This window comes from Bacillus cereus group sp. MYBK220-1 (assembly GCF_051916445.1).
Lineage (GTDB): Bacteria > Bacillota > Bacilli > Bacillales > Bacillaceae_G > Bacillus_A > Bacillus_A cereus.
Map to the genome: position 1 here is coordinate 45565 of NZ_JBQAGQ010000003.1, position 12875 is coordinate 58439.

Sequence of the window (12875 nt, forward strand, 5' to 3'; positions counted from 1 at the left end):
TGTTTTGCTAAATTTTTTAGCGTACGTTTAATGTAACTTCAATATTTCCTCGTGTTGCTTTCGAGTAAGGACATACACCGTGAGCCGCTTCCACAAGTTCTTGTGCTTCGCTATGTGAAACGCCAGCCACATGTACATCAAGTACAGCAGATAGGCCGAAACCACCATCTGTATCTTTTCCGATAGAAACGTGAGCAGTTACTTCTGTACTTTCTACTTTCACACGTTTTGTACGAATGACAAGTTGTAATGCACTATCGAAACAAGCTGCATAACCAGCTGCAAATAGTTGTTCTGGATTTGTTGCTTCTCCGCCTGCACCACCTAGTGCTTTCGGCATTTTTACATCAAGATTTAATATGCCATCATCTGAAACTACTTTCCCATTTCTTCCACCTGTTGCTGTTACTGAAGCAGTATATAATTTATCCATATTTATTCCCCTTTTCCATCATTAATTGTTTTCATTGTGTCAATCAGTTTATTTAGTTGAATTAATAAAGAGCGATATTCTTGCTCTGTAATTCCTAAGTTTGTAGCCATCGTTGTCGGTAATGAACAAGCCTTTTCCTTTAAATCTTTGCCCTGTTCTGTTAATTCAATACAAACTTTTCGCTCGTCTTCTTTGGAACGAACACGTTTTACAAGTTTTAATGATTCCATACGTTTTAACATAGGTGTTAACGTACCAGAATCTAAAAATAGACGTTCTCCAATTTCTTTTACTGTTAGTCCATCTTGCTCCCATAGTACGAGTAAAGTAATGTACTGGGGATACGTAATACCCATTTCTTCTAAATAAGGTCGATAAAAACGAGTAACCTCTCTAGAACAGGCGTAAATAGAAAAACAAAGTTGGTTATCTAGATGCAAAGAGTCTTCTGTCATAAATAACTCCCTTCTAATTAAGTTGTGCACAATTTAATTTTGTAAAACCAATATAACGAAAAAGAAACACAATGTCAAATACATTGTATTGAGAAAGTCTTTGTTACATTTTGGAACAATCATACATATTTTCCTTCATGATGAAAGAAGATAGGGAAGATGATGTTATAATTTATATGGAATAGTTTCCATCACTTGATTATGAGGGCTTTTTTTGGTAACGTACAAATAGAGTTATTAATTTATAATCATTATAAAGTAGAAATTTTTTTATTAGTGTTACTGAATCTCCTTTATTACATACGGAGAATAATTAAAAAATAATCGGTTGTTCACACGATTGTCAGATTCATAAGAGGAAAGTTGTATTATGATAGTAGATAAAGTGATAAAACGGGTGAAGGGGGACATGCTGCGTGCATATTCTTGTTGTTAGTGTAAATTATCGAACAGCCCCTGTAGAATTTCGTGAGAAACTCACATTTCAGGCAGCAGAACTAGAGCGAGCGATGACTACATTACAAAATCAAAAGAGCGTGTTAGAGAATGTCATTGTATCAACTTGTAATCGCACTGAGATTTATGCTGTTGTCGATCAATTACACACGGGACGGTATTATATTAAGAAGTTTTTAGCTGATTGGTTTCAGCTTGAAATAGAAGAAGTCGCGCCATATTTAACTATTTTTGAACAAGATGGCGCAATAGATCATTTATTCCGCGTAACGTGCGGTTTAGATTCAATGGTAGTCGGAGAAACGCAGATTTTAGGTCAAATAAAAGATAGCTTTTTAGAAGCGCAACAAGTTAAAGCAACAGGCACAATTTTTAATGAATTGTTTAAGCAAGTCATTACATTAGCAAAACGTGCCCACTCAGAAACAACAATTGGTGAAAGTGCGATGTCTGTTAGTTATGCTGCTGTTGAGCTTGGAAAGAAAATATTTGGCGAGTTAACAGATTGTCATGTGCTTATTCTTGGTGCTGGTAAAATGGGCGAACTTGCACTACAAAACTTATATGGAAGTGGTGCTCGTAAAGTAACAGTTATGAATAGGACGCTTTCGAAAGCAGAAGTAATGGCTGAGAAATATATGGGACATGCAAAATCGTTAAGCGAATTACAATGTGCATTATTAGAAGCAGATATTTTAATTAGTTCAACTGGTGCATCTGAGTATGTCATTACGAAAGAGATGATGACAAAGGTGGAGAAAATGCGCTCTGGTCGTCCATTATTTATGGTTGACATTGCAGTGCCGCGTGATATTGATCCAGCGATTGATGAGCTAGAAGGTTCTTTCTTGTATGATATTGATGATTTACAAGGAGTAGTGGAGGCAAACCGTGCTGAGCGTTTGAAAGAGGCAGAGAAAATTCAATTTATGATTGAAGAGGAAATTGTTCTATTTAAAACGTGGTTAAGTACACTTGGTGTTGTTCCATTAATATCAGCTCTTCGTGATAAGGCACTTGCAATCCAAAGTGAAACGATGGTAAGCCTAGAGCGAAAAATACCAAACCTTAGTGATCGTGAGAAAAAAGTTATTAGTAAGCATACGAAAAGTATTATTAATCAATTATTAAAAGACCCAATTTTAGTAGCGAAAGAAATAGCTGCTGAAGAGGGAGCGAGCGAAAAATTAGCGTTATTTGCAAAGATTTTTGATTTAGAAACGGAAGAAGTAGAGAGTCGTGCGGAAGAAGTAGAACATAAAAGAGTGTGGACACCATCCGTTCCATCTTTATAATTTGGAAGGATGATCGGATGAGTTTTTTAAATAACAGTATTATTTATCATATTGCAATTATTTTATATGCTTGTAGCATTAGTTTATATTTTATAGATTATTTCCAAAGTAACCGAAAGGCGAACCGATTTGCTTTTTGGTTACTTGCGATTGTATGGGTCCTGCAGTCTATTTTTATGTTGCTTAGAGCTACAGATTCAGAAACGAATCCTATTTTAACTTTATTATCAGGGATTTATTTTTATGTTTGGTTATTGATTACGATGTCGTTAGTTATTAATCGATTTATGAGAATTGACTTTTTAGTCTTTTTTACAAATGTTGTAGCATTTGGCGTAAGCGCTTTTTCTATTTTTACACCGCTCGGAAAGATGTCGCCAGTACTTGCGGAACAATTAGTTTCAGAACTTGTATACGTGCATGTCGGTATGGCAATTATTTCTTACGCAACGTTTACTGTATCGTTCATTTTTTCTATTATGTATTTATTGCAATATCGCCTATTAAAAAAGAAAAAATGGAATGCGAGATTAAGAAGGTTAGGGAATTTACCGAAGCTAGAATCTATGTCTTACGGATTAAATTTATTTTCTGTTCCATTTTTCTTACTAGCAATTTTATTAGGATGTATATGGGGATATACAAAATTGGATAATTTCCATTGGTATGATACGAAAGTAATCGGATCTTTTGTCGTTCTATTTGTGTATTGCACAGGTTTATATTTACGAGCGGCAGATGTGTTGCAAGGTAAGAAAATTGTACAGTGGAATATCGGATCGTTTCTCGTAATGCTAGTAAACATTTTTCTATTAAGCAGTTTGTCCAATTTCCACTTTTGGTATTTATAATGAGGAGAGAGAATTATGCGCAAAATTATTGTAGGATCACGAAAGAGTAAACTAGCATTAACGCAAACAAACTGGTTTATTGATCAGTTAAAAGCCCTAGGTCTACCATATGAATTTGAAGTGAAAGAAATTGTCACAAAAGGTGATGTTATTTTAGATGTTACTCTTTCAAAAGTAGGCGGAAAAGGCTTGTTCGTTAAAGAAATTGAGCATGCGTTACTTACGAAAGAAATCGATATGGCTGTACATAGTATGAAAGATATGCCAGCTGTACTTCCAGAAGGTTTAATGATTGGCTGTACACCAAAGCGTGTTGACCCTCGTGATGCTTTTATCTCAAAAAATGGAGCATCGTTTAAAGAGTTAGCGGAAGGTGCTATTTTAGGTACGAGTAGTTTAAGACGTAGTGCACAGCTACTCGCTGCGAGACCAGATTTACAAGTGAAATGGATTCGCGGGAATATCGATACACGTTTACGTAAATTAAAAGAAGAAGATTACGATGCGATTATTTTAGCGACAGCTGGATTACAAAGAATGGGCTGGGATAATGATGTTATTACAGAACATTTAGATGATACGTTATGTGTACCTGCTGTAGGACAAGGTGCATTAGCGATTGAGTGTCGTGAGGATGATAAGGATTTATTGCAGTTGTTAGCGCATATTAATGATACGATAACAGAAAGAACAGTGGCAGCGGAGCGAGTATTTCTTCATAAACTTGAAGGTGGATGCCAAGTTCCAATTGCTGGATATGCAACCCTTACAGAAAACGATGCAATCGAATTAACAGCTCTTGTCGGCTCTATGGATGGCTCTGTTTTATTAAAAGAGACAGTAGTGGGTACTAATCCTGAGGAAGTAGGGTTAGAGGCCGCGGACCGTTTAATTAAACAAGGCGCCAAAGAACTCATTCTTGCTGCAAATAAGGAGCAACAATAAATATGAACGCTCTCGCTGGAAAAACGGTATTGATTACACGTGCCCAGCATCAAGCGAAACAAATGAGTGTGGCAGTGAAAGAAAAGAGCGGAATTCCATTGGAAATTCCGCTTTTGCGTATGGAAGGTATGTCTCATAGGCAAATTCAACATATTGAAGAGCAGCTACATTCATACGACTGGGTTATTTTTACGAGCAGAAATGGTGTAGCTTTTTTTCTAGATAGTTTAAAAAAGAAACTACCGCTAACCATTAAAATCGCTGCGGTAGGTGTGAAAACAAAATTAGAGTTAGAAAAAAGGGGCTATCAAGTTCATTTTGTTCCGACTTCATTTGTTGCAGAAGCATTTGCAGAAGAGTTTCTAAAAGAATTAAGTGGAAACGAACGTATTTTATTTCCGAAAGGGAATTTAGCAAGAGAGGTAATTCCGGTTGCACTTCGGGAAATTGGTATTTCTCTAGATGAGCTAATCGTATACGGTACGAAAGTGAATATAGAAAAAAAGCAAGAACTTATAGCAGCATTGAAGTTAGGGAAAGTAGACATTATTACATTTACGAGCCCTTCAACTGTTACTAGTTTTGTTCGTTTACTTGAGGGTACAAACTGGAGAGAATGGACAAAAAAATGTACAATTGCTTGTATAGGACCTATTACGGAAAAAGAGGCAAGTCTTTATTTTCCGTCTGTTATTGTGCCGAAAGAGTACACTGTAGAAGCATTACTACAATATGTTTGTGAATCTATAAAATGAAAGAATGGGGATAGAAATCTATGAACTCTTTACAATTTAATCGTCATCGTCGTTTAAGACAAAGCGGGGGCATGCGTGCACTTGTGCGTGAAACGTTTTTACATACGGAAGATTTTATTTACCCTATTTTTGTATTAGAAGGTGAAAATGTTCGTAATGAAGTTCCTTCTATGCCGGGCGTATATCAAATGTCTTTAGATTTATTGCAAGCTGAAATGCAAGAAGTTGTTGATTTAGGTATTCGTTCTGTTATTGTATTTGGTTTACCTGCTGAAAAGGATGAAGTTGGATCATCAGCATATTGTGATCATGGAATTGTACAACGTGCTATTCAGCAAATTAAAGGTGATTTCCCTGAGCTAGTAGTAGTTGCAGACACATGTTTATGTCAATTTACAAGCCATGGTCATTGCGGTGTAATTGAAGATGGGATTATTTTAAATGACGAGTCTCTTGCAGTTCTTGCGAAAACAGCTGTAAGTCAAGCGAAAGCAGGAGCGGATATTATTGCGCCATCAAACATGATGGACGGCTTCGTAACAGCAATTCGTCATGCATTAGACGAAAATGGTTTTGGACACGTGCCAGTTATGTCGTACGCTGTGAAATATTCATCAGCATTTTATGGACCATTCCGTGATGCTGCGCACGGTGCACCGCAATTTGGTGACCGTAAAACATATCAAATGGATCCGGCAAACCGTATGGAAGCATTCCGTGAAGCAGAATCAGATGTAATGGAAGGTGCAGATTTCTTAATCGTAAAACCAGCTCTTTCTTACTTAGATATCGTTCGTGATGTGAAAAATAACTTTAATTTACCAGTTGTCGCTTATAATGTAAGTGGTGAATATTCGATGATTAAAGCGGCAGCGCAAAATGGTTGGATTAATGAAAAAGAAGTTGTTCTTGAAAAATTAATTAGTATGAAACGTGCAGGGGCAGATTTAATTATTACGTATCATGCAAAAGATGCAGCAAGATGGTTACAAGAAGGAGGCGCTAAATAATGAAAAAGTTTGATAAGTCAATTGCAGCGTTTGAAGAGGCGCAAGACTTAATGCCTGGTGGCGTAAATAGCCCGGTTCGTGCCTTTAAGTCTGTTGGGATGAATCCGTTGTTTATGGAGCGTGGAAAAGGCTCTAAAGTATATGATATCGATGGGAATGAATACATCGACTACGTATTATCATGGGGTCCTTTAATTCATGGTCATGCAAATGATCGTGTTGTAGAAGCGTTAAAATCTGTTGCTGAAAGAGGTACAAGCTTCGGTGCACCAACAGAAATTGAAAATAAATTAGCAAAACTTGTTATTGAGCGCGTGCCATCAATTGAGATTGTGCGTATGGTTAACTCTGGAACGGAAGCAACAATGAGTGCACTACGTTTAGCTCGTGGTTATACAGGTCGTAATAAAATCTTGAAATTTATCGGTTGTTACCACGGTCATGGTGATTCGTTATTAATTAAAGCTGGTTCTGGTGTGGCGACTTTAGGTTTACCAGATAGTCCTGGTGTACCAGAAGGTGTAGCGAAAAATACGATTACAGTAGCTTATAACGATTTAGAAAGCGTAAAATACGCGTTTGAACAATTCGGTGATGATATTGCTTGTGTAATTGTAGAACCAGTAGCAGGAAATATGGGGGTTGTTCCTCCGCAGCCTGGATTTTTAGAAGGTCTTCGTGAAGTAACAGAAGAAAACGGTGCATTGCTTATTTTTGATGAAGTAATGACAGGGTTCCGAGTAGCTTATAATTGTGGCCAAGGTTATTATGGCGTAACGCCTGATTTAACATGCCTAGGTAAAGTAATCGGTGGTGGTTTACCGGTAGGAGCATACGGTGGTAAAGCGGAAATTATGCGCCAAGTTGCGCCAAGCGGACCGATTTACCAAGCTGGTACTTTATCAGGTAACCCACTTGCAATGGCGGCAGGTTATGAAACGTTAGTACAGTTAACGCCAGAATCATATGTAGAATTTGAGCGTAAAGCTGAAATGTTAGAAGCTGGATTACGTAAAGCAGCTGAAAAACATGGCATTCCGCATCATATTAACCGTGCAGGCTCTATGATTGGTATTTTCTTTACAGATGAACCCGTTATTAATTACGATGCAGCAAAATCTTCAAACTTAGAATTCTTTGCGGCTTACTATCGTGAAATGGTAGAACAAGGTGTATTCTTACCACCATCTCAATTCGAAGGTTTATTCTTATCGACAGCACATAGTGATGCAGATATTGAAGCGACGATTGCAGCAGCTGAAATTGCAATGTCAAAATTAAAAGCGTAATGTATTAGAGAAAATCGCTCTCCGTAAGGGGAGCGATTTTTTTTATTCATAAAGTAAGCTTTCCGCACATAAATCTGTAATGACATATAGTTTGGGAGGGGGAAAAGAAGTGGCTACAGATCATTCATTACGATTTTCATTAAAAGAATCTGTGTGGTTCCAAAAAGGACAGGAAGTCGAAGAACTTTTGTCAATTTCGTTAGATCCAGACGTTGAGATAGAAGAGCTTGATCATGAAGTAATCGTGAGAGGACAATTAGATTTAACGGGAGAGTATGTTGCACGAAAAGATGATTCCGCGTATTCATTAAGAGAACTATCGCCAGCAAAGTCAATTGATTATGTAGAAACAAGAGAAGATGGGGTTAATGAACTTGTTCATTCCTTTCCACTTGAAATATCAATTCCGAGAAATCGAGTGAAAGTAATTGAAGAGCTATATGTATCAATCGAGGAATTTGATTATGAATTAAAGGAAAATGGTTGCTTACAATTATTAGCGGATATATCTATTACCGGTTTGTGTGATGAAGAGAGAAGCGAGGATGAAGTTGAAGAGGAAGAGGAAGAAACGGTGTATGCTGAGTTAGAAGAAGATTCAGCGCAAGAGGATGAAAATAGACCGGCGCCGCATGTAGAAGAACCAGCATATAAGGAATCAGATGAGTGGGAAGATTACGCGTTTGAACCGTTCCAATTAGAGGAAAGAAAAGAGCAGGAATTAGAAGAAGAGAAAATAGAAGAACATGAATTTGTGGAACGTGAAGAGGAGCAAGAAACAACGCCGCAATTTGAACTGTTCGGACGAAAAGATTTCAAGAAAGAAAAAGCGAAAAAGCAGGAAGAACAAGAAGAAGAGTACTCACAGCGAGATGAAAATGCGCTTTATTTAACAAAACTATTTACGAAAGAACCGGAAGAAGAATTTACAAAGTTAAGAATGTATTTCGTGCAAGAAGGGGATACAATTGAATCTATTGCAGACCGTTATGAAACGTCTGTACAAAATTTATACCGTGTCAATCAAACAGAAGATATATTTTTAAATACGGGGCAAATTATTTATATTCCCGTTTCAAGGGTAAAGGCGAAATAAGGAAGTGAGTGTTTTCACTCACTTCCTTTCTTAGAGGCTATGTTTTGAATAGAAAGGGTTATTCGTATGGATATTGAGTTGCGAAATCACTATGAACCTATCGTGAGGCAATATAGATTGGATACGCAGCATATGGAAGAGCACGGAAATGTAATGAAAATTTATACGAATCAAGGTCCATATGCACTCAAGAAAATAGAAGGCAGAAAGTTAGAGCGGAATAACTTTCTGCATCATATTCAATATTTGAAGGAGAAAGGTTTTTCAAATTATGTACCTATATATCATGCGACGGATGGAAGTTATATTTTAAGTGACGGGACGTATAATTATTATTTAATGCCTTGGTTAGAACGTGCAGAAGGAAACGGTGAGGACAATGATCAATACCATAAAATGTTTCAGACACTTGGAACGTTGCATCAAAAAACTGTGAAGGAAGAAACGTATACGGAAGAAGATTTAGAAAAACATTATACAAGTATATCCGATCGTTGGGAAAATGATGGTGAGATGTTAGAAGAGTTTCTCGTAGAATCTGAATCAAAATGGTATATGTCCCCGTTTGAATTGCAATATTGTACGTACTATCATCATGTAATGAGAGCGCGTGAATTTGCAACGAAGCAATTAAATGAGTGGAACGATGCGATGAAAGAAAAAGAGAAAACGCGTATTACTTTTGTGCATGGTAATGTGTCACTGAATCATTTTTTATTTGACTATGAGCGGAATGGCTATTTTATTAGTTTAGAAAAATCGAAGTTTGCAACGCCTGTGCAAGATATAGTAGGTTTTTATTCACGGTCTTTAAACACATATCCAATCGCAAGAAGTGATCGGTTTGAATGGTTTCAAATGTATCAAAAAAATTTCCCTTTTACGAAAGAAGAGCAACTACTTATGTTTGCGTATATGACGTATCCATCGCAATTTATTCGGCAAATCCAGTCCTATAAGAAAAGAAGAGATAATCGCAACGAGGAAAATGAACTGCGCGGAGTAAAGAGTTTGCAACAATCGCATTGGCTCGTTAGCAATATAGAATATTTCCTGTCACAATTACAAGCTGCCCAGCAAGGGAACGGATAAAGTAAACATTCCCCGCTGATGATTAGCCTTCACCAATTGGGCGTTTACGGGCAGCAGGGCTCCCATCTAACTTCTTTGCTTCAGCTGAGTTTTGAGGTGGAGGTCTTACTGCCCACAAATAGCGTGGTAAAGAAGATAAGTAGAGGATTCTACTTATCTTCTTTTTGGCACGAAAAGCTGTAGTTTTAAATTTATCTTGACGAATAAGGTTTCGTTTTTTACACTATTGTATATAATAATTAACAATCATATAAATGCCTTGAAGGGGAAGAGTATAACATGAAACGTCTTCAGAGAGGAGAATCATTAGCTGGGAGATTCTCTAGATAGTTATGTTAGAAGGTAGCCCTGGAGCATCTTTTCTGAACAGAATAGTTCTTATTAGGAAAAGACGGATTTGTCCGTTATCAAATTAAGAGTATAAGCAAATTATGAATTTGTTTGTAAATAAAGGTGGTACCGCGATGTCCCTCGTCCTTTTTGGATGAGGGACATTTTTTATTTTAAGGAGGGAAAATAATGTCAAACACGGAAAAGAATTTACCAACTAAATATGATCATATGTCCGTTGAAGAAGGCCTTTATCAATGGTGGCTTGAAGGCAAATATTTTGAAGCAACAGGAGACGAGAAGAAACAACCGTATACAATTGTAATTCCACCTCCGAACGTAACTGGTAAGTTACACTTAGGTCATGCTTGGGATACAACTCTTCAAGATATTTTAACTCGTACGAAGCGTATGCAAGGATACGATGTACTATGGCTTCCAGGAATGGACCATGCTGGTATCGCAACACAAGCGAAAGTAGAAGGAAAACTTCGTGAAGAAGGTATTTCACGTTACGATCTTGGTCGTGAAAAATTCCTTGAAAAAGCTTGGGAGTGGAAAGAAGAGTACGCTTCTCACATTCGTCAACAATGGGGGAAAGTTGGTTTAGGACTAGACTATTCTCGTGAACGTTTCACATTAGACAAAGGTTTATCAGATGCGGTTAATAAAGTATTCGTTCAATTATACGAAAAAGGCTTAATTTACCGTGGTGAATATATCATCAACTGGGATCCAGCTACACGTACAGCTCTTTCTGATATTGAAGTAATTCATAAAGAAGTTCAAGGTGCATTCTACCATATGAACTATCCGTTAACAGATGGTTCTGGTCATATTCGTCTTGCGACAACTCGTCCAGAAACGATGCTTGGTGATACAGCAGTAGCAGTTCATCCAGAAGACGATCGTTACAAACATTTAATCGGAAAAACAGTTACACTTCCAATCGTAGGCCGTGAGATTCCGATTATTGCTGATGAGTACGTAGAAAAAGATTTCGGAACGGGCGTTGTAAAAATTACACCAGCTCATGACCCGAATGACTTTGAAGTAGGTAACCGTCATGACTTACCACGCATTTTAGTAATGAACGAAGATGGAACAATGAACGAAAAAGCTGGTAAGTATAACGGTATGGATCGTTTCGAATGCCGTAAAGAATTAGTAAAAGACTTACAAGAAGCTGGCGTATTAGTAGAAATCGAGCCACATATGCATTCAGTAGGTCATAGTGAGCGTAGCGGTGCAGTTGTTGAGCCTTATTTATCAACACAGTGGTTCGTAAAAATGGCTCCACTTGCTGAAAAAGCAGTAGCGCTTCAACAAAAAGAAGAAGAAAAAGTAACGTTCGTACCAGAGCGTTTTGAAAACACATATTTACGTTGGATGGAAAATATTCATGACTGGTGTATTTCTCGTCAATTATGGTGGGGACACCGTATTCCAGCTTGGTACCATAAAGAAACTGGTGAAGTATACGTAGGTACAGAAGCACCAGCAGATATTGAAAACTGGAATCAAGATAACGATGTACTTGATACATGGTTCAGTTCAGCGTTATGGCCATTCTCAACACTTGGTTGGCCAAATGAAGATTCAGCAGACTTCAAACGTTACTATTCAACAGATGCACTAGTAACGGGTTATGATATCATCTTCTTCTGGGTATCTCGTATGATTTTCCAAGGTTTAGAGTTTACAGGCGAGCGTCCATTTAAAGATGTATTAATTCACGGTTTAGTTCGTGACGAGCAAGGTCGTAAAATGAGTAAATCTCTTGGTAACGGTATTGACCCAATGGATGTTATCGAGAAGTACGGTGCAGATGCAATGCGTTTCTTCTTATCAACAGGAAGTGCACCAGGTCAAGATTTACGTTTCAGCATGGAAAAAGTAGAATCTACTTGGAACTTCATTAATAAAATTTGGAACGCATCACGTTTCGTATTAATGAACATGGATGATATGAAGTATGAAGAAATCGATTTAACTGGTGAAAAATCAGTTGCGGATAAGTGGATCTTAACTCGCTTAAACGAAACAATCGAAAGCGTAACACGTAACATGGATAAATATGAGTTCGGTGAAGCTGGTCGTTCATTATACAACTTCATTTGGGACGATTTCTGTGATTGGTATATTGAAATGGCGAAACTTCCACTATACGGTGAAGATGAAGCAGCTAAGAAAACAACTCGTTCTATTTTAGCTTACGTATTAGATCAAACAATGCGTCTATTACACCCATTCATGCCATTCGTAACAGAGAAAATTTGGCAACATTTACCGCATGAAGGCGAGTCTATTACAGTAGCTGCGTGGCCAACAGTTCGCGAAGATTTACAAGATACGGAGGCTGCGGCAGAAATGCACCTTCTAGTTGATATCATTCGCTCTGTTCGTAACATCCGTGCAGAAGTAAATACGCCAATGAGCAAAAAAGTTCAAATGCAAATTAAAGCAAAAGATGAGGCTGTACTTGCTCAACTTACGAAAAATAGCTCTTACATTGAGCGTTTCTGTAACCCAAGCGAATTAACAATTCAAACAGACTTACAAGCGCCAGAAAAGGCAATGACTGCAATCGTATCAGGTGCAGAGTTATTCTTACCGTTAGCTGATCTTATCAATCTTGATGAAGAGAGAGCTCGTCTTGAGAAAGAACTTGAGAAGTTCGATAAAGAAGTAGAACGTGTACAGAAGAAACTTTCTAACCAAGGTTTCGTAGCGAAAGCTCCTGCAGCGGTTATTGAAGGAGAGCGTGCGAAAGAGCAAGATTACCTAGAAAAACGCGAAGCAGTTCGTCAACGTCTAGCAGATCTTGAAAAGTAAAAATGTTTTTAGAGACTCACTATATTGGTGAGT

Annotated in this window: 11 protein-coding genes and 1 other annotated feature; of the genes, 9 read left to right on the forward strand and 2 right to left on the reverse strand. The window is 37.6% G+C overall.

The window, feature by feature from the left end; genetic code table 11:
- Window positions 1-16 precede the first annotated feature (16 nt).
- Complete coding sequence (locus ACTFRU_RS13900) at window positions 17-433, reverse strand: organic hydroperoxide resistance protein (protein ID WP_000359781.1); 417 nt, start codon at window positions 431-433, stop codon at window positions 17-19.
- Window positions 434-435: 2 nt separating this feature from the next.
- On the reverse strand, window positions 436-888 hold the full coding sequence (locus ACTFRU_RS13905; protein ID WP_000133916.1) for a MarR family winged helix-turn-helix transcriptional regulator: 453 nt from the start codon (window positions 886-888) through the stop codon (window positions 436-438).
- A 416-nt stretch (window positions 889-1304) separates the two neighbouring features.
- Between ACTFRU_RS13905 and hemA the strand changes: the two genes are divergently transcribed.
- The 9 genes from hemA to ACTFRU_RS13950 all read left to right on the forward strand — a co-directional run bounded on the left by hemA (window position 1305) and on the right by ACTFRU_RS13950 (window position 12842).
- Entirely contained in the window at window positions 1305-2639 is a 1335-nt protein-coding gene (hemA, locus tag ACTFRU_RS13910) for a glutamyl-tRNA reductase (protein ID WP_000547868.1), read from the forward strand.
- A gap of 17 nt (window positions 2640-2656) precedes the next feature.
- Window positions 2657-3490 (forward strand): cytochrome c biogenesis protein, encoded by an 834-nt coding sequence (locus tag ACTFRU_RS13915; RefSeq protein ID WP_000008991.1) that lies wholly within the window; start codon window positions 2657-2659, stop codon window positions 3488-3490.
- A gap of 15 nt (window positions 3491-3505) precedes the next feature.
- A complete protein-coding gene (hemC, locus tag ACTFRU_RS13920) occupies window positions 3506-4435 on the forward strand; it encodes a hydroxymethylbilane synthase (protein ID WP_001226407.1) in 930 nt (309 codons plus the stop codon).
- A gap of 2 nt (window positions 4436-4437) precedes the next feature.
- Complete coding sequence (gene hemD, locus ACTFRU_RS13925; protein ID WP_149149933.1) at window positions 4438-5190, forward strand: uroporphyrinogen-III synthase; 753 nt, start codon at window positions 4438-4440, stop codon at window positions 5188-5190.
- A 20-nt stretch (window positions 5191-5210) separates the two neighbouring features.
- Complete coding sequence (gene hemB, locus ACTFRU_RS13930; RefSeq protein ID WP_001087065.1) at window positions 5211-6200, forward strand: porphobilinogen synthase; 990 nt, start codon at window positions 5211-5213, stop codon at window positions 6198-6200.
- Entirely contained in the window at window positions 6200-7489 is a 1290-nt protein-coding gene (hemL, locus tag ACTFRU_RS13935; protein WP_000712937.1) for a glutamate-1-semialdehyde 2,1-aminomutase, read from the forward strand. Before hemB ends, hemL begins: the two co-directional genes overlap by 1 nt.
- A gap of 79 nt (window positions 7490-7568) precedes the next feature.
- Window positions 7569-8585 (forward strand): stage VI sporulation protein D, encoded by a 1017-nt coding sequence (gene spoVID, locus ACTFRU_RS13940; protein ID WP_140159417.1) that lies wholly within the window; start codon window positions 7569-7571, stop codon window positions 8583-8585.
- 66 nt (window positions 8586-8651) lie between these two features.
- Window positions 8652-9677 (forward strand): spore coat protein YsxE, encoded by a 1026-nt coding sequence (gene ysxE / locus ACTFRU_RS13945; RefSeq protein WP_000350658.1) that lies wholly within the window; start codon window positions 8652-8654, stop codon window positions 9675-9677.
- Between the two features lie 250 nt (window positions 9678-9927).
- Window positions 9928-10159 (forward strand) — a binding site (T-box leader).
- 37 nt (window positions 10160-10196) lie between these two features.
- Complete coding sequence (locus ACTFRU_RS13950; RefSeq protein ID WP_000072250.1) at window positions 10197-12842, forward strand: valine--tRNA ligase; 2646 nt, start codon at window positions 10197-10199, stop codon at window positions 12840-12842.
- The last annotated feature ends 33 nt before the right edge of the window (window positions 12843-12875 follow it).